Raw genomic sequence first — 22,877 nt, 5'->3', positions numbered from 1 at the left:
TCAAGGTAATCCCGTGCAGAAAACGCCTCGTCAGGGGTGTGGTTCCGGCGGATGCGCAACTTTCTGAAAGGGAACCAGACAGGCAACAAAGGGTTACCTGCCAGAGCAATGCCTGAACCAGGAACGGCAACTCCATGACTCACGTGCAGAACTCCGGCGCCACCGGGCAGCTCCTCATTGGTGAGCGGCTATCGCCGATGGCCTATCACGTTGCGGTGGAGCAAGCCGAAGGGCACTACCGCGTGACGGTCGAGGCGCTGGCGCCGCGAGACTGGCTCATCCGTCAGGGCTTCGAGCGGTGCGCGACGCTGCTTCTGGCATCCGGAAACCGTGTGGAGCTCGAACATCAGGAGCGGGTGGATGTGTCGGACAACATCAGCGTTGTCTTGCGGGCGCCGCCGCTGGACTACGATGATCATGTAGCGTTGTTCGCCGCCTTTCCCGAAGTCGAAGATGGCTTTTCCTCACGAATCGTGACGGGGCCATCCAAGATTCTGTTTGATCCGGTTCAAACGACGCGCCTTATGAACTCTTAGACAAACCAACAAACCTCAAGAATTTTGAGCAGGAGGCCGGCCAATGGCGAAATCAGAGGCGATGTCGATGCAGGGCCGGCGAGACCGCACCGGCGGGATCGTGCGTGACAAGCTCGACCTGCTGATGGCGGAACTGGAGCGTGAAAAGGCGCCGACGCGCCTCGTCGAGCTGGCGAAGGATCTGCAAGCTGCCATGGACGACAAGATGGCCGCCTGCGACAAGCGCGACTGACCTGCGACAGAGGAACCTTGGTCGCCGCTTTGGGTTGCCCCATGACACCTCATGGTCATGAAAGCACGCGGCATGTTGGATTTTCTCTGGCTTTTCGTCGTCATGATGGGGCCCGCTCTTCTTGCTGGCGCCATTGCCTATGCCGTCATCGGGCAAAGGCGCTTGAGCGGAGAGTACCGCGACTATCGTGATGCCGCGACACGCCAACTCTACCGGAAGAACGAAGCGGCGGGCGCCGCTGAAGGCGCCGGCTGCTATCACGGCTCCAGGAAACTGCCATTGCTTGGATCGTAACGCTTGCCATTGGCAATTCTGGCAAATTCGACGAGTTCGTCCTCATCGCGAATGCCGCTCTCAATCAGATAGGTCACAAGTGCTGCGGCATTTTCTTCCTGGTGACTGTCCGACCGTCTGCGGCCGTAGATGCGCCTGACGGCGCGTTCGACGATTGCGATTTCTTCGCTGGTCTTGCCCGGGGGTCGTGATGCCATGGCATGTCCTCCCTTTGAGGCCGACGTCAAAAACAGAAGCACCCGCCAGCGTGGCATGGAACCATCATGCCGGACAACGACCTGAGTGCAACCCCCGATTCGCAATGGCAAGATATCAGTAGCTGAGAGTGGTGATCCCGACGCGATTCGAACGCGTGACCCTCAGATTAGGAATCTGATGCTCTATCCTGCTGAGCTACGGGACCACTTCCTTCTCCATACAAAAGCAGAGCCTTCAAGCCAAGCGGTTTTGCATGGTCGAAATGCCGTGTTCAGCGCGGCAGGCGTTGCTCGGCCAGACGAACCCAATAGGATATCCCCGCCGCGATCGCCTCATCGTTGAAGTCGTAAGCCGGATTGTGCAGGCCAGCCGTTTCGCCATTGCCGATCAGGATATAGGCGCCGGGGCGCGACTGGAGCATGAAGGCGAAATCTTCGCCGGCCATGCTCGGATCCACTTCGGTGTCGACATTGCCAGAGCCCACCACGTCGATCGCTGCGCGTGCAGCAAAGTCGGTCTCAGCGGGATGATTGACGGTCACGGGGCACGCGCGCTCGTATTCATACTCGATGGTTGCGCCATGGGCTGCCGCTATGCCGGTCGCGATCTCGCCGATCCGGCGCTCGGCCAGATCGCGCACACCTTCGTCCAGCGAGCGCACGGTGCCGGAAATGAATGCCTCTTCTGGAATGATGTTGTGTGTCGTGCCGGCATGAAACTGGGTGACGGAGACCACGACCGAGCGGAGAGGATTGGCGTTGCGGGCGGCAATCGTCTGAAGGGCGCCGACGATCTGCGCGCCGATGACGATCGTGTCGGCCGTATTGTGCGGTTCAGCCGCATGGCCGCCGAGGCCGGTCAGCTTGAGCTGGAACTTGTCGGGAGCCGCCATGATGCCGCCCTTGCGGATGGCGAAGGTCCCCACGGACTTTCCGGGCATGTTGTGCATGCCGTAGATCTCCGCGATGCCGAAGCGATCCATCATGCCGTCTTCGACCATGGCCAGTGCACCACGCCCACCTTCTTCAGCCGGCTGGAAGACGACCGCCACGGAGCCTGAAAAATTGCGGGTCTCTGCGAGGTATTTGGCGGCACCCAGCAACATGGCGGTGTGACCATCATGGCCGCAGGCATGCATGCGTCCTGCAATGGTCGAAGCCCAAGGCTTGCCGGTGATTTCGTCGAGCGGAAGCGCATCCATGTCAGCACGCAGACCGATGGTGCGGCCCTCGCCGCCCGATCCCTTGATGATGCCCACCACGCCGGTGCGGCCAAGCCCGGTCACAACTTCGTCTACGCCGAATTCGCGCAGCTTTCCTTCCACGAAGGCTGCTGTGTTTTCAACGTCGTAGAGGATTTCCGGATTGGCATGCAGATGGCGGCGCCATTCAGTGGCCTCCGTTTGGAGTTCGGAGGCTCGGTTCAGAAGAGGCATTCTCTCGTCCTGGGTTCAGTCCTGGTCACGCACAACTCGCATCACGCGATTGTCGGACACGAATGTGCGCCTTTCAATTGACGTATTCAATGGGCTTTGCCATTCCTTCCCTACATAAGATCTCGTCATGCGTTGACGAGCGACCCGCCGAACCAGAGGATCGAAGTCGTGTTTGCGAAACGTCCCCGCATGTTGTCTTCAACCGGATCCGTCCGCCGACTGGCGGTCGCCGTCTCGCTGGTGGCAATGGTTCTGCCGGGTTTGGCTGCCGCCAATCCGATCATGGTCGTCGATGTCGGTAGTGGCCGCGTGATCGCGCATCAGGAAGCCTTCCGCAAATGGTATCCGGCCTCGCTGACCAAGCTTATGACGGCCTACACGACCTTCCGCTCGATGCGATCAGGTGAGCTTTCGCCCGAAACCGTGGTCGTCATGAGCAAGCATGCCGCCGACCAGCCGGCCAGCAAGATGTATTTCAAGCCGGGCTCGAAGCTGACCCTCGATAGCGCATTGAAGCTCCTGATCATCAAATCGGCCAATGACGTTGCCGTCGCGATCGGGGAAACCGTGAGCGGCAGCGAGGGTGCCTTTGTCCAGCGGATGAACCAGGAGGCTCAGCGCCTCGGCATGACCTCGACGCGCTTCGTCAATCCCAATGGACTGCCGGGCAAGGGCCAGTATACGACGGCCCGCGACATGGCGCTTCTGGCGGCAACCATCCGGCGGGAATTCCCGGAATATGCGGGCTACTTCGCACTCGAAGGGGTGACGACGGGCAAGAAGGACTATCCGAACTTCAATCTGCTGGTGGGCCGCTTTCCGGGCGCCGATGGCATGAAGACCGGTTATGTCTGCGCTTCCGGCTTCAACCAGGTGTCTTCCGCCACCCGCAACGGCCGCACGGTGATCTCCGTCGTGCTTGGCGCTGACAGCCTCGGCGCGCGCGCAGACCTCTCCGCCGAACTCCTGCAGAAGGGGCTGACGACAACGGTCGCCGGAAACCGGCTGGAGCAACTCGCCCCCTATGGCGAAGGGCTGGATCAGGTGACCGATATCAGCGCCGAGATCTGCAACCCGCAGGCGCGCAAGGTGCGAAGCGAAGGTCGCGACGAGGCCGGGCGGATGAAGCTGCTCTCGCCCTATATCCGCGAGATGGGTCGCCCGCCGGCCATGAGCTTCGCCGGTCTGATCCCGGGCAGCGAACCGGTCGAGACCAAGAAGGGGGCCGGCACGGGCGAGATCGCCAATGTGCCGATCCCCAAGCCGCGTCCCACCTTCTGAGCTGATCCATGACCCAGACCCGCATCCCCGTTTCCATCCTCACCGGCTTCCTCGGTGCGGGCAAGTCGACGCTCCTCAACCGGCTCCTCAAGGATCCGGCGATGAAGGATGCGGCCGTCATCATCAACGAATTTGGTGAAGTCGGGATCGATCATCTCCTCGTCGAGGCGTCCAACGATGCCGTGGTCGAGCTCTCCGACGGCTGCCTCTGCTGCACGGTGCGCGGCGAGTTGGTTGACACGCTGGCAGAGCTGATCGACGGCATGCAGACGGGCAGGATCAAGCCGCTGTCGCGGATCGTCATCGAAACGACCGGGCTTGCCGATCCCGCACCTGTGATGCAGTCGGTCATGGGTCATCCCGCCGTCGCCCAGCATTTCGACCTCGATGGCGTCGTGACGGTCGTCGATGCGGTGAACGGTCTTTCGACCATCGATGCCTATCCGGAGGCCTACAAGCAGGTGGCTGTGGCTGACCGGCTGATCCTCACCAAGAAGACGCTCGCCGACGCGGCGACGATCGCAGGGCTCACCCAGCGCCTGCGGTCGCTCAATCCGCGTGCGCCGATCACCGATGGCGACGCCGAGGATGCCGGCTCTGCTGCCATGCTGGTCAACGGGCTCTACGATCCCGCAAGCAAGATCGCCGATGTCGGTCGCTGGCTGAAGGACGAGATGGCGGCGGACGATCATCATCACCACGACCACCACCACCATGGTCACGACCATCATCACGGCCATGGCCATGATCACCATCACCATCACCATGCTCACGACGTGAACCGTCACGGCGCCTCGATCCGGTCCTATTCGATCCTGCATGACGAGCCGATCGATCCGATGGCGATCAACATGTTCATCGATCTCCTGCGCTCGACGCATGGCGAAAAACTGCTCCGGATGAAGGCGATCGTGGCGCTCACCGACCGGCCCGACAAGCCGCTGGTGCTGCATGGTGTGCAGTCGATTTTCCATCCGCCGGTGCGCCTGCCGGCCTGGCCAGAAGGTTCGGATCGCAAGACGCGGCTGGTGCTGATCACGAAGGATCTGTCGGAGAGCTATGTGCGCGACCTGTTCGGCGCCTTCACCGGGAAGCTTGCGGTTGACCGGCCGGACCGCGCTGCGATGATGGACAATCCGCTGTCCATTCCCGGCTTCAAGTTCTAACCAGTCTCGGTCTCGGTCTCGGTCTCGCCCTTGCGGATATGAAAGCGGTGGCCGCCCTCCAGCCGCTCCTGCGCCAGTAAGTGGTGGCCGTCTTCATTGCAGAAATGCGGAATGTCGATGCCGGCGAGGGGATCGCTGGTTTCCACGATCAGTTCGTCACCGGGCTTCAAGTCGGCCATGCGGCGGCGCGTCTTCAAAACGGGAAGGGGGCATTTCAGCCCCCTCAGATCGTATGTCGGCGCCTCGGGCATGCTCTTACCAGAGCTTCCAGAAAGGCTTCTTCGGTACGACTTCGGGAGCCGCCTGTGCCGTCTGCGGTGCAGGGGCGAGCGGGTTCGGCTGCGGAACGGGTATCGCGGTGGTTCCTGCAGCCGGGGCCGCTGCGGTGGCGGCAGTGGTGGTCGGCGCGGTCTGTGCGGCCTGAACCTGCGGATCACCGTTCGGGTTGGTCGCCATCTGGTTGACGGCGGCGGTCCCATTGGCGGGTGTCGACATCGCAGGAGCGACATCGTCGATGTCGAGCAGCTTGCCGGCCTTCAGGGCAGAGCCCGTCGGTGCGAAAGCGAGATCATGCGAACGCGACTTGCGCAGGTCCGCTACCAGCGCCTTGCGCTCGGCCTCGGTTGGGTCGTACCAGATCTTGCCGTCGTATTTCTTCAGCGCCTTGGCATAGGCTGCGTCATAGGCCTCGTTGTAGCCGTTGAGCGCCACCGAGAGTGCTGGCGGCGTGCTGATCGGCGGGCAGGCGCCCTGCGGATTGAAGCTCGATCCGGCCGGAGCCGTCTGGTTGAAGACATACTTCTTCTCGCAGACATTGACCTCGGGCGGACGCTTGGTCACCTCAAAGTGGTCGTAGCCGACCTTCAGCGTCTTCCAGAAATCATAATGCGGGCTATGGCGATGGCGCGCCATGTTTTCCGCGGTCATGCGGAAGGGGAAGGCCTGCAGCTGAACTGCCTGCTGGCCGCCCTTGAAGGCGTCACGCGCGAAGGCATAGATCTCCAGCATCTGGGCATCGGTCATGGAATAGCAGCCCGAAGACGAGCAGGCGCCATGGATCATCAGATGCGTGCCGGTGCGGCCGTTGGCCCGGTCGAACTGGTTCGGGAAGCCGGTGTTGATGGCGAGGAAATACTTGGAATTCGGGTTCAGGTGGTAAGGCGTCAGCGGATAGAAGCCTTCCGGCGCCTGGCGGTCGCCTTCCTTCACCTTCGGACCCAGCCTGCCCGACCAGGCACAGATGTCGTATTCCACAACCTTGTCGAAGCGGTTGTTGGTTTTCGCCTTCCAGACTTCGAGCTTGCCCTCTTCCTTGAAGATGCGGATCATGATCGGCGAGTTGCGATCCATGCCCTTCTTCTGGATTTCGGCAATCAGGCGAGCGGGCAGCGGCTGCGCGACCTTGTTGGATACCCGCGGCGTATCATAGGCCGCGCTTTCCAACGTGTCATTGCAGCCGGCCAGGGCGGCGGCGAAAAGCAGAACCAGGGCCGTCGATGTCAAGCGCATGCGCGAACGCTCTTTCCAGGAACACATGTTGCGGCTCGAGACGAGCCATTCATGGGTAGTTTAGAACTGCTTTCTTCACAAATTATAAACCAATGGCCACTGATTTCGCCATTCGTCCTTCCGCGCTATCCACGCAAAGCGGCGGAGTGATGGCGAATGATCGCAGCCTGTCGGTCAAACTCAGAGATTGCGGCCGATATCGAGGAATTTCTGGCGGCGGTCGGCGCGCAGCTTGTCGCCCGGCAGCGGTGTCAGTTCGGCAAGGGCGCTGGCGATGACGTCGCCGGTCATGCCGATCACCCGGTCCGGTGCGCGATGAGCGCCGCCGACGGGTTCCGGAATGATGGCGTCGATGATGCCAAGACCCTTCAGGTCTTCCGCCGTGATCTTCATGTTGGTCGCAGCTTCCTTGGCGCGGGTGGAATCGCGCCAGAGGATCGAGGCTGCACCTTCCGGCGAGATCACCGAATAGATCGCGTGTTCCAGCATATAGACGCGGTTGCCGGTGGCGATCGCGATCGCCCCACCCGAACCGCCTTCGCCGATGACGACGGAGACCATTGGCACCTTGAGGCCAAGGCACATCTCGGTGGAGCGGGCGATTGCTTCCGCCTGGCCGCGTTCTTCCGCACCAACGCCCGGATAGGCGCCTGCCGTGTCGATCAGGGTGATGACAGGCAGGCCGAAGCGGTCGGCCATTTCCATGACGCGGATCGCCTTGCGATAGCCTTCGGGGCGCGGGCTGCCGAAATTGTGCTTGATGCGCGACTTGGTGTCGTTGCCCTTTTCCTGGCCGATCACGGCGACAGGCTGGCCGCGGAAGCGGGCGAGGCCGGCCTGAATGGCGGCGTCCTCGCCGAACTTGCGGTCACCGGCGAGCGGCGTGAATTCGGTAAACAGTGCTTCGGCATAGTCGACGAAATGCGGACGCTGCGGATGGCGCGCGACCTGCGTCTTCTGCCAGGCGTTGAGCTTCGAATAGATCTCCACCATCGCCTCGTCGACGCGGCTTTCCAGCCGGCTGATCTCTTCAGACGTGTCGATGCTCTCGTCCTCTTCCGCGATCTTCTTCAGTTCGCGGATCTTGGCCTCGAGGTCGGAGATTGGCTTTTCGAAGTCGAGATAGTTGTGCATGAACTCCGTTCCGATCGTTCGTTCCTGGCGCTCGCCGCCCGCAGGAACCGGCTTTGCCGGCTCTAATCGGGGTTTTTGGCCTGTTTTGCAAGGGGGTGGTGTGTATGCACCAGATGTTGCAGGCGCTCATCGAGCACATGCGTATAGATTTGTGTCGTTGAAATGTCGCTGTGGCCGAGCAGTTCCTGCACGGCACGCAAGTCTGCACCATTGCCCAGGAGATGGCTGGCAAAGGCATGCCTAAGCACATGCGGGGACACGGCATTTGCGGACAAGCCGGCCCTGATGGCGAGATCCTTCAGCTCGCGTGCAAAGACCTGGCGGGGGAGGTGGCCCTCCTTGCTCGCGGCGGGAAAGAGAAACGGGCTGTCGGCCTGGGCCGGGTCCGCCCCCCTGAATTTACCGTATCGTGCCAGCGCCTCAAGCGCCGTGCGTGACAGCGGAACGAGCCTTTCCTTGTTGCCCTTGCCGCGCACCAGCAGGAACCGCCCCTCCTGTGTGAGCACCTTCACCGGCAGGGAAACAAGTTCGCTGACGCGCATGCCGGTCGCGTAGAGCAGTTCTAGCAGTGCCAGCCGACGTATGCGCGCCGGTTGCTCTGGGCCTTCAAGACCTGCTTCCTCCTCGGCGCGGGACAGCATGGCGGTGACGTCCTGCACCGACAGCACCTTGGGCAGTGATCGCGCCTTTTTCGGCGCGTCGAGAATGGTCGTCGGATCGTCTCCGCGCAGTCCTTCGGCATAGAGGAACTTGTAGAACTGGCGCATCGCAGACAGGCGCCGGGCCTGCGACGTCGGTTGAAAGCCGCGCCGTGCGAGATCGGAGAGATAGGCCGTCAGGTCCTCCCGCGATGCCGCGCCCAGGCTCACCTTGCGGCCCGAGAGAAAGTCAGAGAGATCGTCGAGGTCGCGCTCGTAGGAGGCAAGCGTGTTCTGCGCCGCGCCTCGTTCGGCACTCAACATTTCGAGAAAGGCTTCGACCCTGGCGCGGCTCAGATCCGACATTGCGTTTCCTCCCGCTATTGCTCGACCGGATTGATCCGCTCGGAGGGGATGCGCACTGTGACATCCCGTTCCCGCGGCTCGACGAACACGACGAAGGACCACATGGCGGCGTAGACCATGCCGACAATGGTGGCGCAGATGAACAGAAAGCGGAACAGGGTGGGCATCGGCGATCCTCGGCCAGTCATCGCAATAAATAGGTCTCGACGCCGGCCATACCAAGGGCGGGACAGTCCGGCTGCAATTGCAGCCATGGCTTGACGCTAGCCTCCTATATGTCAATAGGTCATGAAACAGTCGTGAACAGGCCGATGACCGATACGATCCTCAACCTTGCTCCCAGTCTGGGCGAGCGCGCCAAGGCGGCGCTCGGAAAACGCAATCTCGTGCTTGTCGGCCTGATGGGCGCGGGCAAGTCGGCGATCGGCCGGATCGTCGCGCAGCAGCTCGGCCTGCCTTTCGTCGACACGGACACCGAGATCGAGCGGGTCTCGCGCATGTCCATCAGCGAGCTCTTCGCGGCCTATGGCGAAGACGAGTTCCGCGCGCTTGAAACGCGTGTCATCAAACGTCTGTTGCGCACAGGCCCGCGTGTCGTTTCCACCGGCGGCGGGGCCTTCATCAATGAGAAGACCCGCAAGCAGGTCGAGCGCGGCGGGCTCTCCATCTGGCTGAATGCAGATCTGGAGGTTCTCTGGGAGCGGGTCAACAAGCGGGATCACCGCCCGCTGCTCAAGACAGAAAATCCGAAGCAGACTCTCAAGGACCTGATGGACAAGCGCTATCCCATCTATGCGCTCGCCGACATCACCGTCCAGTCGCGCGACGTGCGCAAGGAAGTGATCGCCAACGAGGTCATGACCTCGGTGATCGAACATATCGGCAAGGACAAGACGTTATGACGAAGCTCGAGATATCAGAACGCCTGGTGCATGTGCCGCTGGGCGAGCGCTCCTATGACATTCTCATCGGACCCGGCCTGATGGCGCGCGCCGGCGGCGAGATCACGAGCCGCATCAAGGGCCGCCGCGCGGCGATCGTCACCGACGAGAATGTCGGCGCGCGTTACCTCGATGGCCTGATGGACAGCCTGCAGACGGATGGCATCGAGGCCGTGTCGGTGACGCTGCCGGCTGGCGAAAAGACCAAGAGCTTCGACTACCTCACCAAGGTCTGCGACGTGCTGCTCGAGGCGCGTATCGAGCGCAACGACACAGTGATTGCGCTTGGCGGGGGCGTCATCGGGGATCTCACCGGCTTTGCCGCCGGCATCGTCAGGCGCGGCGTGCGCTTCGTGCAGATCCCGACCTCGCTGCTCTCGCAGGTCGACAGTTCCGTCGGTGGCAAGACGGGCATCAATGCCCGCCAAGGTAAGAACCTCGTCGGTATCTTCAACCAACCCGATCTGGTGCTTGCCGATACCGACGTGCTCGACACGCTGTCGGAGCGCGAATTCCGCGCCGGTTATGCCGAGGTCGCGAAATATGGCCTGATCGACAAGCCCGATTTCTTCGAGTGGCTGGAGAACAACTGGCGCGATGTGTTTGCCGGCGGTGCGGCTCGCATCGAGGCGATTGCCGTCTCCTGTCAGGCCAAGGCCGATGTGGTGGCTGCCGACGAGCGCGAAAACGGTCGCCGGGCGCTCCTCAATCTCGGCCATACCTTCGGTCATGCGCTCGAAGCCGCCACCCAGTATGACAGCAGCCGCCTGGTGCATGGTGAGGGCGTGTCGATCGGCATGGTGCTTGCGCATCGCTTCTCGGCCCGCATGAACCTTGCAAGCCCGGATCTTGCGGATCGCGTCGAGGCGCATCTGAAGGCCGTCGGCTTGCCGACCCGCATGGATCAGATCCCCGGCGAGCTGCCGCCGACCGATGTTCTGATGGATGCGATCGCCCAGGACAAGAAGGTCAAGGCTGGCCAGCTGACCTTCATCCTCACCCGTGGCCTCGGCCAGTCATTTGTCGCCGACGACGTGCCTGCCTCCGAAGTCCAGCGTTTCATCGAGGAGATGCGTCCGTCATGATCGAGCAAGTTCTCTCCACCCTCGCCGACTACTGGCTGACACTCGCTGCGATCCTCGGGCTGATCTGTGCCTCGGCCTTCTTTTCCGGTTCCGAGACGGCGCTGACCGCAACGTCCCGCGCGCGCATGCATAGCCTGGAAGTGAACGGTGACGATCGCGCGGGCGTGGTGAATTTTCTGATCGAGCGGCGCGATCGGCTGATCGGCGCGCTGCTGATCGGCAACAACCTTGTTAACATCCTTGCCTCGTCGCTGACGACCAGCCTGTTTCTCGGCCTGTTCGGCGATTCCGGTGTCGCCATCGCCACGCTGTTGATGACGGTTCTGCTCGTCATCTTCTCGGAAGTGCTGCCGAAGAGCTGGGCGATCTCCACGCCGGAGCGCTTTGCTCTGGTCGTCGCGCCTCTGGTGCGCCCCTATGTGGCCATCGTCGGCCCGCTGTCGAGCGTGGTCAACTGGATCGTGCGCCAATTGCTCGGCCTGTTCGGGGTCTCGATTTCCGGCGAGGCGTCGATGCTTTCGGCGCATGAAGAGTTGCGCGGCACAGTGGCGCTCCTGCATCGCGAGGGATCCGTGGTCAAGGCCGACCGCGACCGTCTGGGCGGCGTTCTCGATCTCGGCGAGCTCGAAGTTTCCGATATCATGATCCACCGCACCGCCATGCGGGCCGTCAACGCCGACGAGCCGCCAGAAGTCGCGATCCGCAACATTCTCGAAAGTCCCTATACCCGCATGCCCGTTTGGCGCGGGGCGACCGACAACATCATCGGCGTGATCCATGCCAAGGACCTGATCCGGGCGCTCGCCGAGCCGCATGTCGAGCCGCAGGATCTCGATATCGTCAAGATTGCGCAGAAGCCCTGGTTCGTGCCCGATACCACCAACCTCAAGGACCAGCTCAACGCCTTCCTGCGCCGCAAGACCCATTTTGCCGTCGTCGTCGACGAATATGGCGAAGTGCAGGGCGTGGTGACGCTGGAAGACATTCTGGAGGAAATCGTCGGCGACATTTCCGACGAACACGATCTGGAGATCCAGGGCGTGCGGCAGGACAGCGACGGCTCGATCGTCGTCGATGGCGGCGTGCCGATCCGCGACCTCAATCGCGCCATGGACTGGATGCTTCCGGACGAGGAGGCGACGACGATCGCTGGTCTCGTCATTCATGAGTCAAAATCGATTCCCGAGGAGCGCCAAGCCTTCACCTTCTACGGCAAGCGCTTCGTGGTGCTGAAACGCGAAAAGAACCGCATCACGCGCCTGCGCATCCGCCCGATCGACCCGACAGAGCCGCAGACCTGAAGGCCCGCAGCTACCAGCGCGTCGGCTCGCCAGGCGCTGCCGGCTCGATTGCAAGGGCATGCAGGCCGGCATCGAGCTCCGGCTTCAGGAGATCCGTCACGGCCCTGTGACGGGCGAGCCGTGTCATTCCCTCAAAGGCCGCCGCGACGATCCGCACACGCATATGGGTCTCGCCGGTGCCGGTGATATCAGGCTGGTGGCCGGCATGGTGGTGGCTCTCGTCTAACACGACGAGGCGTTCGGGGCTGAAAGCCTCCGTGAGACGGGTCTCGATCCGGCTCTTTACCGACATGGTCTGCCTCTTCCTGCTGCTTCGCAAAACGCCCCACAAAGCGCGTAACAAACCGGTTTGTCAATTCTTGTCCGCCTCCAGCCTACGCCCCATAATTACGGCATGAAACTCGACTCGAAATACTTCGATCGGATCCGGACCCGGCGAAAGCGGGAGGCCGAGCCCGAGCCATCCAATCCAGTGTGCCAATGGGACGGCTGCGACAAGCCGGGTGCTCATCGCGCACCCGTGGGCCGCCATGCCGAAGGCCAGTTCTTCCTGTTCTGCTTCGAGCACGTCAAGGACTACAACAAGGGCTACAACTACTTCTCCGGCCTCTCGGACACCGAGATCGCGCGCTACCAGAAGGAGGCGATCACCGGTCATCGCCCCACCTGGACCGTCGGCGTCAACAAGGCGGCGAAAGCAAGCCCGCTTCACTCCACCATGCGCTCCGGTTCGGCTGCGTCACAGGCGCGCATGAAGGACCCCTTCGGCTTCGTCCAGCAGGGGCGCGGCGGTGCGTCGCGCTATCAGGCGGCGGATCGAAAACTCAAGACTCTCGAGGCAAAAGCCCTTGATACGCTTGGGCTTAACGTCAGCTCCACGCCGACCGACATCAAGACCCGCTACAAGGAGCTTGTAAAAAAACACCATCCTGACGCAAATGGCGGAGACAGGGCTTCTGAAGAGCGTTTTCGCGCTGTCATTGAAGCCTACAAATTGTTAAAGCAGGCCGGTTTCTGTTAGTCCAAACATACAGCAGCGATGAGATGCGGCCGGTCGGTGGCGCCCGGCATGGAGAAACGATGAGCAAAATTGATCTTGATATTACCAATCTCCCCGACACCACCGTGTCGGTGCGCGAAGTGTTTGGTATCGACAGTGACATCCGGGTGCCTGCCTATTCCAAGGGTGACGCCTATGTACCGGATCTCGATCCGGACTATCTCTTCGACCGTGAAACCACGCTCGCCATCCTCGCCGGCTTTGCCCACAACCGCCGCGTCATGGTCTCCGGCTTCCACGGCACGGGCAAGTCGACGCATATCGAGCAGGTTGCGGCCCGCCTTAACTGGCCTTGCGTGCGCGTCAACCTCGACAGCCATGTCAGCCGTATCGATCTCGTCGGCAAGGACGCCATCGTCCTCAAGGACGGCAAGCAGATCACCGAATTCAAGGACGGCATCCTGCCCTGGGCCTACCAGCACAATGTCGCGCTCGTCTTCGACGAATATGATGCCGGCCGTCCGGACGTGATGTTCGTCATCCAGCGCGTGCTGGAATCGTCCGGCCGCCTGACGCTGCTCGACCAGAGCCGCGTCATCCGTCCTCACCCCGCCTTCCGCCTGTTTGCGACCGCCAACACGGTTGGTCTCGGTGACACGACCGGCCTCTATCACGGCACGCAGCAGATCAACCAGGCGCAGATGGACCGCTGGTCGATCGTCACCACGCTCAACTATCTGCCGCATGACAAGGAAGTCGACATCGTCTCGGCCAAGGTGAAGAGCTTCGGCTCGACCGCCGAGGGTCGCGATACCGTGTCGCGCATGGTCCGCCTCGCTGACCTTACGCGCGCCGCCTTCGTCAATGGCGATCTCTCGACCGTCATGAGCCCGCGTACCGTCATCACCTGGGCTGAAAACGCCGAGATCTTCGGCGATGTCGCATTTGCCTTCCGCGTCACCTTCCTCAACAAGTGTGACGAGCTGGAACGCACGCTGGTGGCCGAGCAGTATCAGCGCGCCTTCGGCGTGGAACTCAAGGAAAGTGCGGCGAATATCGTGCTTGGCGCATAAGGACTGATCGGCATGGCAGGGCGGGGCGACAATTCGAAGGCCAAGGCAGGCGGCGTGGTGGACATGGAGCCAATGCGCCGCGCCATCACCGGCTGCGTTCGCTCGATTGCGGGTGACCCGCAGGTCGAAGTCGCTTTCGCCAATGAACGCCCCGGTCTCGCCGGCGAGCGCGTGCGCTTGCCGGAACTCTCCAAGCGTCCGACCGCCCATGAACTTGCCGTGACCCGTGGTCTCGGCGACAGCATGGCGCTGCGCATTGCCTGCCATGATCAGAAGATCCATGCCGCCCTTGCCCCGCAGGGTGCGGATGCGCGCTCGATTTTTGATGCCGTGGAGCAGGCACGCGTCGAGTCGCTCGGCTCGCTGCGCATGCCAGGTGTGGCTTCGAACATCCAGTCGATGAACACCGAGAAATACGCGAAAGCCAATTTCTCGACGATCAGCCGCCAGGAAGACGCGCCGATCCAGGAAGCCGTCGCCATGCTGGTGCGCGAAAAGCTCACCGGCCAGAAGGCCCCTGAGTCTGCCGGCAAGGTGCTCGACCTCTGGCGTCCGTTCATCGAGGACAAGGCCGGCGCCGACCTCGACAATCTCTCTTCCGTCATCGAAGACCAGCAGGCCTTCTCCCGCGTGATCCGCCACATGCTGTCGGCCATGGAGATGGCCGAGGACATGGGTGACGATCAGGAGCAGAGCGAGGACGATCAGTCCACCGACGAGGAGCAGCCGCGCAGCGGCGAGCAGGACCAGGAGACCTCTGAGGAAGAGGCCGGACAGGACTCCGCGCCTGCTGAGGAGAGCGAAGCCTCGCAGGAACAGCTCGACGACGGCGAGATGGACGGTGCCGAGATGTCCGATGAGGAGATGTCGGACGAGGGCGAGGACGACAGCGAGACGCCCGGCGAAATGCGCCGACCCGCAACGCCCTTTGACGATTTCAACGAGAAGGTCGACTACAAGATCTTCACCCAGGAATTCGACGAGGAAATCACCGCCGAAGAACTCTGCGACGAGGCTGAGCTCGACCGGCTGCGCGCCTTCCTCGACAAGCAGCTTGCCCATCTGCAGGGCGCCGTCGGTCGTCTGGCCAACCGTCTGCAGCGCCGCCTGATGGCGCAGCAGAACCGCTCCTGGGACTTCGACCTCGAAGAGGGTTACCTCGATCCGGCGCGCCTGACGCGTCTGATCATCGACCCCATGCAGCCGCTCTCCTTCAAGAAGGAAAAGGACACCAAGTTCCGCGATACCGTCGTGACGCTGGTCATCGACAATTCCGGCTCGATGCGCGGCCGTCCGATTACGGTTGCCGCCTCCTGTGCCGACATTCTCGCCCGTACGCTGGAGCGTTGCGGCGTCAAGGTCGAGATCCTCGGCTTCACCACCAAGGCCTGGAAGGGCGGTCAGTCCAGAGAGAAGTGGCTCGCAGGCGGGAAGCCGCCGGCACCCGGCCGTCTCAACGATCTGCGCCACATCATCTACAAGTCGGCTGATGCTCCGTGGCGCCGGTCGCGCCGCAATCTCGGCCTGATGATGCGCGAAGGCCTGCTCAAGGAAAACATCGACGGCGAGGCGCTGATGTGGGCGCATAACCGCCTGATCGGGCGGCGCGAGCAGCGCAAGATCCTGATGATGATCTCTGACGGCGCTCCGGTCGACGATTCGACGCTGTCGGTGAACCCCGGCAACTATCTCGAGCGCCATCTGCGCGCCGTCATCGAGCAGATCGAGACGAAGTCGCCGGTGGAACTGCTCGCCATCGGCATCGGCCACGATGTCACCCGCTACTATCGCCGCGCCGTCACGATCGTCGATGCGGATGAACTGGCGGGCGCGATGACCGAACAGCTCGCCTCGCTCTTCGAGGAAAAGCCGTCGGGTGGTGCCGGTCGGGTCCGCCTGCGTGCTTGAGCGCTACGCCCGGACGCTGGGTGGCGCCTGCGCTCTGTCGGCGCTGGTCGCACTGTCGTCCTGCACGCCGGCCACCATTCCGCCTGGTGAAATGCTTCCCATCGCTGTCGATAGTGCCGTTATCGATGATCTCGGGGGCAACCCGACCCTGTCACAGGGGCTTACCTTCCTCGGGGGCATCGAGCTCTCTTCGCCGGAGCCGCTCTTCGGTGCGTTCTCGTCGATCCGCTTCCGGGATGAACAGTCTTTCCTTGGTGTCTTCGACACCGGCTACTGGATCGAGGGGCGCATCAGGCGCGATGCCGAGGGCCGTCTCTCGGGGGTCGACGCGGTTCGCCTTGCCCCGCTGCTCGACGCGTCAGGCCGTGAGAGTTCGAGCAAGTTCCTGGTCGATGCCGAGAGCCTGGCGCTGGATGGCGCGCGTGCCTTTGTCGGCTTCGAGCAGCGGCATCGCGTCGTTACCTATGCGCCGCTCGCCGACCTCGGAAAGGCGCTGCCGTCGGTCCCGGTCGCCTTCCCCTTCGACCTCGACATCCTCCACAGCAATGGCGGCTTCGAGTCCCTCGTCATGGCGCCGAAGGGCAGCCAACTCGAGGGCGCGCTGGTGGCGATTACAGAGAAGAGCTTCGACGAAAACGGCAATATCTACGCCGCCATCGTCGGCGGGCCACTTGCCGGCGAGTTTCGTGTGCGCCCCCGCGACGCGTTCGAGATCACCGATGCCACCTTCCTGCCCGATGGCGATCTTCTCCTTCTCGAACGGCGCTTCTCGATTGCCACCGGTGTCGGCATGCGGCTGCGCCGTATCGAAGGGGCGAGCATCAGGCCCGAGGCTGTTGTCGACGGGGAGATCCTGTTCGAAGCGAACTACCGGTCGCAGATCGACAATATGGAAGGCCTCGACGCCATTCCGGAAGCGGATGGTTCCGTCCGCTTGATCGTCGTCTCCGACGACAACCACTCGATCCTGCAGCGCACGCTGATGCTGGAATTCCGGCTGGCGCCGCAGATGTGAGGTTACTCCATCCTGCAAAAAAACAGCCCCGGTCTCCCGAGGCTGTTTTTTGTTGTCTGCCGAGTTTGCCTGCATCAGGCCGAGCGTGCGACCGGCGGCATTGGCCGTACAACGCTCATCAGGGCGCCGTAGGGCAGAAGCATGATCACGCCGATCAGCATCTTCACGCCGAAATCGGCGATCGCCCAGGAAATCCAGCGCGGTGCTTCCGCCGTCATGACACCGAGGATCGGTGCTGCGGCGATCGCGAAGTCGTCATTCGGGCCGATGAAGCCGAAGACGGGTGCGAAGGAGAGCGAGAAGAAGATGACCGTGTCCAAGGCTGAGCCGATCAGCGAGCCCATCAGCGGCGCCTTCCACCAGGACTGCTGGCGCAGCCGGTTGAAGACCGAGATGTCGAGCAGCTGGCCGACCAGGAAGGCCGTGCCGGACGCGACCGCGATGCGCGGCGTGGCGAGCAGGATCGAGAGGAGAACGCCGGCAATGAAACCGACAAGCACTACACGGCGCGCAACCTGAGAGCCAAACTGACGGTTGGTCAGGTCGGTGACGAGGAAGGCGATCGGATAGGTGAATGCGCCGAAGGTCAGGAGATCGGCGAGATTGATACCGGCCAGGACGCCGTTGACCGGGTGCTGGACGAGGAAGTTCGATGCGACGACGATGGTCGTCATCAGAAGGCTGTAGATAAAGAAATAGCGCTTGTTCAGCATTTTTTTATCCTGGGTGATGCCACCAGTTGGAGGGACAATACTGTAAAGGGTGAATGCGCATGGCAGGCATTTGACCTGCATGAACATCCCAAACGAAAAGGCTTGCCCGGCGAACCGGTCAAGCCTTTCGAAAGTCTGGCCGAATGACGCTATTAAGCGGCTTCAGCTGTCTTCTTGACGATCTGGCGACGCAGCAGACGTGCGCGCATGCTCAGGTCGTTTTCGGAAGCCTTGATCAGGAATGCATCGAGACCACCGCGATGCTCGACCGTGCGCAGGGCAGCAGCCGAAACGCGCAGGCGGAAGCGCTGGTTGAGAGCGTCCGAGATCAGCGTGACGTCGCAAAGGTTCGGCAGGAACCGGCGCTTGGTCTTGTTGTTCGCGTGGCTCACGTTGTTGCCCGACTGGACGCCCTTGCCGGTCAATTCGCAACTGCGGGACATGGTACACCTATTGTTTTTCTAGGCCATCGCATCGCTTCCGGCCAAATGCCGGCGAGGCAATCCAACAGCGTCTGATTGGAAAGTTGCGGTTCTATAGTCAGTGAGAACCGGCGCGTCAAGCCAAACCTTGGATTTTCCGGGCGGCAGAGAGGCTGTAGGATATTTTCTTGCCACAGTCCACCGTGAGTATGCATTCTCGATTGTGCCGATCGTCCGGCCATGCCCCATCTGGAGACCGCGCCTTGCGTCCAACCGGCCTCGCCCTTGCCTTCCTTGCCCTGATGCCGGTCGCGGCCGGTGCGTCTGATTACCGCTATGACACAAGCTACAGTGTTGCGCTGGGGATCCTGCCGATTGCCCGCATGACGTTTCAGACGGAGGTGATATCCGATCGCTACACGATCTCCGGGCAGTTCCATTCCTCCGGCCTCGTCGACATCGTGCGTGAGGTTGCCGCCAAGAGTACCGTGACCGGTACGCTCGCCGGTGGGCGGATGCTGCCCCGGCGCTATGCGCTCGACTACACGAGCGGCAAACGGGCAAGTACTTACGAAGTGCTGTTTTCGGGCGGCAATGTCGTGGAGACTCGCGTCAAGCCAGAGCGTCGCAAGCCGAGCTCCTGGGTGCCGGTCGCGCCCGCTGACCTCAAGGCCGTGCTCGACCCGATCGGCGCCCTGCTGATCCCTGGCGATGCGGATGTCTGCGGACAAACTTTGCCCGTCTATGATGGCGAGAGCCGAATGGATCTGGTGCTTTCCCCGAACCGCTCCGAGCGCTTTTCAGCGGGCAAGGCGAAGGGCGAGGCTATCGTCTGTTCGGTCCGTTACGTGCCGAAATCGGGCTACCGCAAAGGGCGCAAGGACATCGAGTACCTCCAGTCCGTGGCCGGCATGGAGATCTGGTTTGCCAAGACGGCGACGCTGAAGCTATATGCTCCTGTCTATGCGAAGATCCCGACCCGCTACGGGACGGTGCATGTGACTGCGGAAAAGTTCGACGGCTAGTTTTTGCGGGCGCGCGCCACATCAGGGGATTTCATGAAGACCAAGGCAACGCTCATCGGGTTCACCGCGATCCTGATGTGGTCCTTCCTCGCGCTGATGACGGCAGCGTCCGGCACCATGCCGCCCTTCCAGCTGTCGGCCATCACCTTCGCCATTGGCAGCCTGCCGGGTATCCTGCTCTTCATCGCGCGGCCGGAACGTCTCAAGGCGCTCCGCCAGCCGCCGAAGGTCTGGCTCGCCGGTGTCGGCGGTCTCTTCGGCTATCATTTCCTCTATTTCACGGCGCTCCGGAATGCGCCCGCCGTCGAGGCCGGGTTGATCGCCTATCTCTGGCCGCTGCTGATCGTCGTCGGCTCGGCCCTGCTCCCGGGCGAGAAGCTCCGCTGGCATCACATCGTCGGGGCCCTGTGCGGTCTGGCCGGTACGGTGCTGATCGTGGCGAAGAACGGGCTCGCCTTTGATCCCGCTTATGGCCTCGGTTATTTCACCGCCTTCCTCTGCGCCTTCACCTGGGCTGCCTATTCGCTGGTCAGCCGCAAGTTCGATGCGGTCTCCACTGATGTCGTCACCGGCTTCTGCCTCGCTACCTCGATCCTGTCGCTTGTCTGCCATCTGGCGCTCGAGACCACCGTCTGGCCGGATACGACGGGGCAATGGGCGGCGGTGGTTGGCCTCGGGCTACTGCCGGTGGGGCTCGCCTTCTATGTCTGGGACTATGGGGTCAAGAACGGCGACATCCAGATCCTCGGCGCTTCGAGCTATGCCGCGCCGCTTCTGTCCACGCTGATCCTGATCATTTTTGGGTTTGGGGATATTAGTGTTAGAATTGGCCTGTCCTGCCTGCTGATCACCGGTGGTGCAGTGCTGGCCGCGCGGGATATGCTCTTCCGGAAACAGAAACACCGGACCTGACCAGGAGGCCGTATGGCTCTCGCGACCAGCATCCTATGGCTCTCGGTCGCGCTCGGTTCGAGTTATCTCTGGATTTTGCCGCGCGAAAAGACCCTCTTCCGGGCGGCATGGAAGACATTGCCCGTCTTGCTTTTGGCGCTTTATGCCTTGCTTGTGGGCGCCCATCCACTTCTCGTTCTTGCGCTCGTTTTCGGGGCGCTCGGTGACCTGTCGCTTGCCTTCGAAGGTGACCGTGCCTTTGTCGGCGGCGTAGCCTTTTTTCTCTCGGCGCATGTCGCCTACATCGCCCTGCTGCTCACGCTGGCGGAGCCGGCAATCGCTTTCGGCGAGCCCTGGCGCATCATCGCCGGCGCCGTCATCGCGCTCGTGACATGCGGGGTGCTCTTCCGCATCTGGGGGCCGGCCGGTCGCATGGCCATGCCGATCGGCATCTACGTGTTGCTGTTCATGATTCTGGTGTGGTTGACACTTGGCCTTGCGAACCCCCTCGTCTTTGTCGGGGCCGCGCTGTTTATCCTTTCCGACATCGTTCTGGCGATCCGGAAATACTGGTCGGGGCCTGACCACCCGATGGATAGTCAGGCCGCCCATTTTGTCTGGGTGACCTATTATGCCGCGCAGGTGGTCCTGACGCTGACGCTGTCGGATTACTGACCCGGAGCCCAGCCGGGTGCCGCCATCTCGAAGACGGAAAAATCGAAGCCCGGGGCGACGGTGCAGCCTACCAGCGTGAAGTCGCCAAGGCTCTCGGCTGACTGCCATTCATTGGCTGCGATCACGGCCTGGGGACGCTGCCCGGCGGCGAAGTCGAGGCCAAGGACCACCGTCTGAGCCGTCACGCCATCGAGGGAGCGATGCAGGGCGAGCGGTGCGCCGGCGTAATAGTGCCAGGCCTCCGAGGCGTCCACGACCTTGTGCCAGTGCGAGCGTTCGCCCGCCTCCAGAAGGTAGTAGATCGCTGTAGAATGGCCACGTGGGCCGCCATTTTCGTCACGATAGGTTTCCGTGTACCAGCCGCCCTCGGGATGGCGTTGCATGCCGAGGGTTGCGATGATGTCCTTTGCCTGCATCAGAATGTGTCCTTGCGCTTGCGGATCTCGGCGAAGACCTCCTCATTGGTCGCGCCCGCCATGCCGAGTGTCTTGCGGATGTCCGGGTCGCCGGCCCGCAGGAAGGGGTTGGTTTCCTTTTCCAGTCCGATGGTGGTCGGAATGGTGAAATCGCCGCGCTTGCGTTGCATCTCGATCAGTTCCACCCGGGACTTCAGACGCATGTTGTCCGGATCGATCGTCAGAGCGAAACGCGCATTCGACAGCGTGTATTCATGGCCGAAATAGACGACGGTTTCGTCCGACAGGGCGGCGAGTTTCTGCAGCGAATGCCACATGTCCATGGCCGAGCGCTCGAAGAGGCGACCGCATCCGAGGGCAAACAGGGTGTCGGCGGCAAAGAGCAGCATGTCCTCCGGCAGGTGGTAGCAGATGTGACCTGCCGTGTGGCCCGGTGTTTCGATGATCCGCACAGGCCGGTTGCCGAAGATGAATTCGTCGCCGTCGCCAACCGTCCGGTCGATCCCGGGGATTGCGACGGCCTCGTTGCGTGGGCCGATGATCTCGCAGCCGAATTTTTCCTTCAAGGCGAGATTGGCCTCGACATGGTCGCCGTGGTGATGGGTGGTGAAGACATGGGTAATCGTCCATCCTCGCTTTTCCGCGGCCTTGACGATCGGGTCCAGTTCGGGCGCGTCGATGGATGCCGTCTGCCCGGTCTCCGGGCAATGCAGCAGGACACCGAAGTTGTCACTTCGGCAGAGGAATACCTCGATCTGCAGTGATTTCATTGTTGATCCGCTTTTTTATGTCCCACCTCGTTTTCTCGAATGTAGCTGTTCGCGGCTTGAAGTCCAAGGATGGGCTGCTAACAATAAGTTCATGCATGTCGATATCGTCGATCTGAGGCAGTTCTATTACACGATGCTCGGTCGCGTGGCGGAGCAGTCCATTGCGCTTGCCCTGTCCTCGGTCTGGGCCCGCCTGCCGCAGGAGCGCCTGGTCGGCATCGGCTACTGTATCCCTTTCCTCGAACGCTTCCGCGCCGATACCGAGCGCACCATGGCCTTCATGCCGGCGGGGCAGGGGGCGGTGAACTGGCCGGTCGGCGAGCCCTCGGCCACGGCACTGGTCTTCGACGAGGAACTTCCGCTGCCGGACAGCTCGGTCGACCGGGTGCTGATGGTGCATTCGCTGGAATTTGCCGAAAACCCGCGCGAGACCTTGAAAGAGATCTGGCGCGTGCTGGCACCGGGTGGGCGTCTCGTCATCGTCGTGCCCAACCGCAGGGGTGTCTGGGCTCGCATGGAGCACACACCTTTCGGCTCCGGTCGCCCCTATTCGCGTGGCCAGCTCACCTCGCTCCTGCGCGAGACCAATTTCACGCCCGGCGCTTCAGCGGAAGCGCTGTTCTTCCCGCCATCCAAGATCCGGGCGGTTCTCAGGCTCCGGCGCGCCTTCGAGCGTCTCGGTCGCCTGCTCTGGCCGGCTTTTTCCGGTGTGATCGTGGTTGAGGCGCAGAAGCGGCTCTATCAGGGCCTGCCTGTTGCGTCCCGGGCATCGCGCCGTGTCTTCGCGCCGGTGCTGGCCCCCCAGGGCGTGCCGACGACGCGCAACCTGCCGCCTGCCGCCTGACGCGGTCCG

General features: G+C 62.2%; 28 protein-coding genes and 1 tRNA gene. 16 read left to right on the top strand and 13 right to left on the bottom strand.

Annotated elements, in window-relative coordinates:
- The first annotated feature begins 134 nt into the window (after positions 1-134).
- The 3 genes from J2045_RS07920 (at position 135) to J2045_RS07910 (ending at position 1,062) form a co-directional block, all read left to right on the top strand.
- Complete coding sequence (locus J2045_RS07920) at positions 135-536, top strand: hypothetical protein (RefSeq protein ID WP_307371374.1); 402 nt, start codon at positions 135-137, stop codon at positions 534-536.
- Positions 537-579: 43 nt separating this feature from the next.
- The gene (locus tag J2045_RS07915; RefSeq protein WP_307371373.1) at positions 580-768 is read left to right on the top strand and encodes a hypothetical protein; all 189 of its coding nucleotides are present in this window, start codon (positions 580-582) and stop codon (positions 766-768) included.
- A gap of 72 nt (positions 769-840) precedes the next feature.
- Complete coding sequence (locus J2045_RS07910; protein ID WP_307371369.1) at positions 841-1,062, top strand: hypothetical protein; 222 nt, start codon at positions 841-843, stop codon at positions 1,060-1,062.
- Here J2045_RS07910 and J2045_RS07905 read toward each other — a convergent pair.
- The 3 genes from J2045_RS07905 to J2045_RS07895 form a co-directional block, all read right to left on the bottom strand.
- Entirely contained in the window at positions 1,026-1,259 is a 234-nt protein-coding gene (locus J2045_RS07905) for a hypothetical protein (RefSeq protein ID WP_307371366.1), read from the bottom strand. The two genes, J2045_RS07910 and J2045_RS07905, sit on opposite strands and share 37 nt — an antisense overlap.
- A gap of 129 nt (positions 1,260-1,388) precedes the next feature.
- A tRNA-Arg gene (locus J2045_RS07900) sits at positions 1,389-1,465 on the bottom strand.
- 66 nt (positions 1,466-1,531) lie between these two features.
- Entirely contained in the window at positions 1,532-2,695 is a 1,164-nt protein-coding gene (locus tag J2045_RS07895; RefSeq protein WP_307371364.1) for a M20 aminoacylase family protein, read from the bottom strand.
- Positions 2,696-2,884: 189 nt separating this feature from the next.
- Here J2045_RS07895 and J2045_RS07890 point away from each other — a divergent pair, with 189 nt between their 5' ends.
- Entirely contained in the window at positions 2,885-3,976 is a 1,092-nt protein-coding gene (locus tag J2045_RS07890; protein ID WP_307371361.1) for a serine hydrolase, read from the top strand.
- 8 nt (positions 3,977-3,984) lie between these two features.
- A complete protein-coding gene (locus J2045_RS07885) occupies positions 3,985-5,142 on the top strand; it encodes a CobW family GTP-binding protein (protein ID WP_307371358.1) in 1,158 nt (385 codons plus the stop codon).
- On the opposite strand, the gene J2045_RS07880 is transcribed toward J2045_RS07885, so the two are convergent.
- From J2045_RS07880 to J2045_RS07860, 5 genes are all read right to left on the bottom strand, one after another.
- Complete coding sequence (locus tag J2045_RS07880) at positions 5,139-5,393, bottom strand: sulfurtransferase TusA family protein (protein ID WP_307371354.1); 255 nt, start codon at positions 5,391-5,393, stop codon at positions 5,139-5,141. The two genes, J2045_RS07885 and J2045_RS07880, sit on opposite strands and share 4 nt — an antisense overlap.
- A gap of 4 nt (positions 5,394-5,397) precedes the next feature.
- On the bottom strand, positions 5,398-6,651 hold the full coding sequence (locus J2045_RS07875) for a L,D-transpeptidase family protein (RefSeq protein WP_307371352.1): 1,254 nt from the start codon (positions 6,649-6,651) through the stop codon (positions 5,398-5,400).
- 180 nt (positions 6,652-6,831) lie between these two features.
- On the bottom strand, positions 6,832-7,785 hold the full coding sequence (locus J2045_RS07870; protein WP_307371350.1) for an acetyl-CoA carboxylase carboxyltransferase subunit alpha: 954 nt from the start codon (positions 7,783-7,785) through the stop codon (positions 6,832-6,834).
- Between the two features lie 62 nt (positions 7,786-7,847).
- Positions 7,848-8,789 carry a site-specific tyrosine recombinase XerD gene (gene xerD / locus J2045_RS07865; RefSeq protein WP_307371348.1) on the bottom strand — a complete coding sequence of 314 codons (942 nt, stop codon included), beginning with the start codon at positions 8,787-8,789 and terminating at the stop codon, positions 7,848-7,850.
- Between the two features lie 14 nt (positions 8,790-8,803).
- Positions 8,804-8,956: a hypothetical protein gene (locus J2045_RS07860; protein WP_307371346.1), complete on the bottom strand. Its 153-nt coding sequence runs from the start codon at positions 8,954-8,956 to the stop codon at positions 8,804-8,806.
- A gap of 144 nt (positions 8,957-9,100) precedes the next feature.
- Here J2045_RS07860 and J2045_RS07855 point away from each other — a divergent pair, with 144 nt between their 5' ends.
- The 3 genes from J2045_RS07855 to J2045_RS07845 are packed head-to-tail and all read left to right on the top strand — an operon-like array spanning position 9,101 to position 12,116.
- Positions 9,101-9,691 (top strand): shikimate kinase, encoded by a 591-nt coding sequence (locus J2045_RS07855; RefSeq protein WP_307371344.1) that lies wholly within the window; start codon positions 9,101-9,103, stop codon positions 9,689-9,691.
- Positions 9,688-10,815 carry a 3-dehydroquinate synthase gene (gene aroB, locus J2045_RS07850; RefSeq protein ID WP_307371342.1) on the top strand — a complete coding sequence of 376 codons (1,128 nt, stop codon included), beginning with the start codon at positions 9,688-9,690 and terminating at the stop codon, positions 10,813-10,815. Before J2045_RS07855 ends, aroB begins: the two co-directional genes overlap by 4 nt.
- Complete coding sequence (locus tag J2045_RS07845) at positions 10,812-12,116, top strand: HlyC/CorC family transporter (protein WP_307371340.1); 1,305 nt, start codon at positions 10,812-10,814, stop codon at positions 12,114-12,116. The genes aroB and J2045_RS07845 overlap by 4 nt, the downstream gene beginning before the upstream one ends.
- A 10-nt stretch (positions 12,117-12,126) precedes the next feature.
- Here J2045_RS07845 and J2045_RS07840 read toward each other — a convergent pair whose 3' ends face one another.
- A complete protein-coding gene (locus J2045_RS07840; protein WP_102020932.1) occupies positions 12,127-12,408 on the bottom strand; it encodes a BolA family protein in 282 nt (93 codons plus the stop codon).
- A 102-nt stretch (positions 12,409-12,510) separates the two neighbouring features.
- Between J2045_RS07840 and J2045_RS07835 the strand changes: the two genes are divergently transcribed.
- The 4 genes from J2045_RS07835 to J2045_RS07820 are packed head-to-tail and all read left to right on the top strand — an operon-like array spanning position 12,511 to position 17,112.
- Entirely contained in the window at positions 12,511-13,137 is a 627-nt protein-coding gene (locus J2045_RS07835; protein ID WP_166600343.1) for a J domain-containing protein, read from the top strand.
- A gap of 59 nt (positions 13,138-13,196) precedes the next feature.
- Complete coding sequence (gene cobS / locus J2045_RS07830; protein ID WP_006724531.1) at positions 13,197-14,189, top strand: cobaltochelatase subunit CobS; 993 nt, start codon at positions 13,197-13,199, stop codon at positions 14,187-14,189.
- Positions 14,190-14,201: 12 nt separating this feature from the next.
- Entirely contained in the window at positions 14,202-16,097 is a 1,896-nt protein-coding gene (gene cobT / locus J2045_RS07825) for a cobaltochelatase subunit CobT (protein WP_307371335.1), read from the top strand.
- On the top strand, positions 16,066-17,112 hold the full coding sequence (locus tag J2045_RS07820) for an esterase-like activity of phytase family protein (protein WP_370873041.1): 1,047 nt from the start codon (positions 16,066-16,068) through the stop codon (positions 17,110-17,112). Before cobT ends, J2045_RS07820 begins: the two co-directional genes overlap by 32 nt.
- 74 nt (positions 17,113-17,186) lie before the next feature.
- On the opposite strand, the gene J2045_RS07815 is transcribed toward J2045_RS07820, so the two are convergent.
- Positions 17,187-17,825 carry a queuosine precursor transporter gene (locus tag J2045_RS07815; RefSeq protein WP_307371332.1) on the bottom strand — a complete coding sequence of 213 codons (639 nt, stop codon included), beginning with the start codon at positions 17,823-17,825 and terminating at the stop codon, positions 17,187-17,189.
- 152 nt (positions 17,826-17,977) lie between these two features.
- Positions 17,978-18,268: a 50S ribosomal protein L28 gene (gene rpmB, locus J2045_RS07810; protein WP_102020925.1), complete on the bottom strand. Its 291-nt coding sequence runs from the start codon at positions 18,266-18,268 to the stop codon at positions 17,978-17,980.
- 242 nt (positions 18,269-18,510) lie between these two features.
- Here rpmB and J2045_RS07805 point away from each other — a divergent pair, with 242 nt between their 5' ends.
- The 3 genes from J2045_RS07805 to J2045_RS07795 are packed head-to-tail and all read left to right on the top strand — an operon-like array spanning position 18,511 to position 20,838.
- Positions 18,511-19,272, top strand: coding sequence for a DUF3108 domain-containing protein (locus J2045_RS07805; RefSeq protein WP_307371327.1), 762 nt, complete (start codon positions 18,511-18,513; stop codon positions 19,270-19,272).
- Between the two features lie 33 nt (positions 19,273-19,305).
- Positions 19,306-20,184, top strand: coding sequence for an aromatic amino acid exporter YddG (gene yddG, locus J2045_RS07800; RefSeq protein ID WP_307371324.1), 879 nt, complete (start codon positions 19,306-19,308; stop codon positions 20,182-20,184).
- Between the two features lie 12 nt (positions 20,185-20,196).
- The gene (locus J2045_RS07795) at positions 20,197-20,838 is read left to right on the top strand and encodes a lysoplasmalogenase family protein (protein WP_307371322.1); all 642 of its coding nucleotides are present in this window, start codon (positions 20,197-20,199) and stop codon (positions 20,836-20,838) included.
- Here J2045_RS07795 and J2045_RS07790 read toward each other — a convergent pair.
- Positions 20,832-21,254 carry a cupin domain-containing protein gene (locus J2045_RS07790; RefSeq protein ID WP_166600336.1) on the bottom strand — a complete coding sequence of 141 codons (423 nt, stop codon included), beginning with the start codon at positions 21,252-21,254 and terminating at the stop codon, positions 20,832-20,834. The two genes, J2045_RS07795 and J2045_RS07790, sit on opposite strands and share 7 nt — an antisense overlap.
- Positions 21,254-22,024 carry a hydroxyacylglutathione hydrolase gene (gloB, locus tag J2045_RS07785; RefSeq protein ID WP_307371319.1) on the bottom strand — a complete coding sequence of 257 codons (771 nt, stop codon included), beginning with the start codon at positions 22,022-22,024 and terminating at the stop codon, positions 21,254-21,256. The genes J2045_RS07790 and gloB overlap by 1 nt, the downstream gene beginning before the upstream one ends.
- Before the next feature lie 91 nt (positions 22,025-22,115).
- Here gloB and J2045_RS07780 point away from each other — a divergent pair, with 91 nt between their 5' ends.
- A complete protein-coding gene (locus tag J2045_RS07780) occupies positions 22,116-22,868 on the top strand; it encodes a class I SAM-dependent methyltransferase (RefSeq protein ID WP_307371317.1) in 753 nt (250 codons plus the stop codon).
- The last annotated feature ends 9 nt before the right edge of the window (positions 22,869-22,877 follow it).

The organism is Peteryoungia aggregata LMG 23059 (genome assembly GCF_030814435.1).
Lineage (GTDB): Bacteria > Pseudomonadota > Alphaproteobacteria > Rhizobiales > Rhizobiaceae > Allorhizobium > Allorhizobium aggregatum.
Note: the sequence above shows the minus strand (reverse complement) of the source record. Positions and strands in the feature narration are given on the sequence as shown.

Excerpts from the sequence above, each read along its gene's own strand:
- J2045_RS07920 (WP_307371374.1), top strand. The coding sequence starts at position 135 with ATGACTCACGTGCAGAACTCCGGCGCCACCGGGCAGCTCCTCATTGGT.
- J2045_RS07915 (WP_307371373.1), top strand. The coding sequence starts at position 580 with ATGGCGAAATCAGAGGCGATGTCGATGCAGGGCCGGCGAGACCGCACC.
- J2045_RS07910 (WP_307371369.1), top strand. The coding sequence starts at position 841 with ATGTTGGATTTTCTCTGGCTTTTCGTCGTCATGATGGGGCCCGCTCTT.
- J2045_RS07905 (WP_307371366.1), bottom strand. The coding sequence starts at position 1,259 with ATGGCATCACGACCCCCGGGCAAGACCAGCGAAGAAATCGCAATCGTC.
- J2045_RS07895 (WP_307371364.1), bottom strand. The coding sequence starts at position 2,695 with ATGCCTCTTCTGAACCGAGCCTCCGAACTCCAAACGGAGGCCACTGAA.
- J2045_RS07890 (WP_307371361.1), top strand. The coding sequence starts at position 2,885 with ATGTTGTCTTCAACCGGATCCGTCCGCCGACTGGCGGTCGCCGTCTCG.
- J2045_RS07885 (WP_307371358.1), top strand. The coding sequence starts at position 3,985 with ATGACCCAGACCCGCATCCCCGTTTCCATCCTCACCGGCTTCCTCGGT.
- J2045_RS07880 (WP_307371354.1), bottom strand. The coding sequence starts at position 5,393 with ATGCCCGAGGCGCCGACATACGATCTGAGGGGGCTGAAATGCCCCCTT.
- J2045_RS07875 (WP_307371352.1), bottom strand. The coding sequence starts at position 6,651 with ATGCGCTTGACATCGACGGCCCTGGTTCTGCTTTTCGCCGCCGCCCTG.
- J2045_RS07870 (WP_307371350.1), bottom strand. The coding sequence starts at position 7,785 with ATGCACAACTATCTCGACTTCGAAAAGCCAATCTCCGACCTCGAGGCC.
- xerD (WP_307371348.1), bottom strand. The coding sequence starts at position 8,789 with ATGTCGGATCTGAGCCGCGCCAGGGTCGAAGCCTTTCTCGAAATGTTG.
- J2045_RS07860 (WP_307371346.1), bottom strand. The coding sequence starts at position 8,956 with ATGCCCACCCTGTTCCGCTTTCTGTTCATCTGCGCCACCATTGTCGGC.
- J2045_RS07855 (WP_307371344.1), top strand. The coding sequence starts at position 9,101 with ATGACCGATACGATCCTCAACCTTGCTCCCAGTCTGGGCGAGCGCGCC.
- aroB (WP_307371342.1), top strand. The coding sequence starts at position 9,688 with ATGACGAAGCTCGAGATATCAGAACGCCTGGTGCATGTGCCGCTGGGC.
- J2045_RS07845 (WP_307371340.1), top strand. The coding sequence starts at position 10,812 with ATGATCGAGCAAGTTCTCTCCACCCTCGCCGACTACTGGCTGACACTC.
- J2045_RS07840 (WP_102020932.1), bottom strand. The coding sequence starts at position 12,408 with ATGTCGGTAAAGAGCCGGATCGAGACCCGTCTCACGGAGGCTTTCAGC.
- J2045_RS07835 (WP_166600343.1), top strand. The coding sequence starts at position 12,511 with ATGAAACTCGACTCGAAATACTTCGATCGGATCCGGACCCGGCGAAAG.
- cobS (WP_006724531.1), top strand. The coding sequence starts at position 13,197 with ATGAGCAAAATTGATCTTGATATTACCAATCTCCCCGACACCACCGTG.
- cobT (WP_307371335.1), top strand. The coding sequence starts at position 14,202 with ATGGCAGGGCGGGGCGACAATTCGAAGGCCAAGGCAGGCGGCGTGGTG.
- J2045_RS07815 (WP_307371332.1), bottom strand. The coding sequence starts at position 17,825 with ATGCTGAACAAGCGCTATTTCTTTATCTACAGCCTTCTGATGACGACC.
- rpmB (WP_102020925.1), bottom strand. The coding sequence starts at position 18,268 with ATGTCCCGCAGTTGCGAATTGACCGGCAAGGGCGTCCAGTCGGGCAAC.
- yddG (WP_307371324.1), top strand. The coding sequence starts at position 19,306 with ATGAAGACCAAGGCAACGCTCATCGGGTTCACCGCGATCCTGATGTGG.
- J2045_RS07795 (WP_307371322.1), top strand. The coding sequence starts at position 20,197 with ATGGCTCTCGCGACCAGCATCCTATGGCTCTCGGTCGCGCTCGGTTCG.
- J2045_RS07790 (WP_166600336.1), bottom strand. The coding sequence starts at position 21,254 with ATGCAGGCAAAGGACATCATCGCAACCCTCGGCATGCAACGCCATCCC.
- gloB (WP_307371319.1), bottom strand. The coding sequence starts at position 22,024 with ATGAAATCACTGCAGATCGAGGTATTCCTCTGCCGAAGTGACAACTTC.
- J2045_RS07780 (WP_307371317.1), top strand. The coding sequence starts at position 22,116 with ATGCATGTCGATATCGTCGATCTGAGGCAGTTCTATTACACGATGCTC.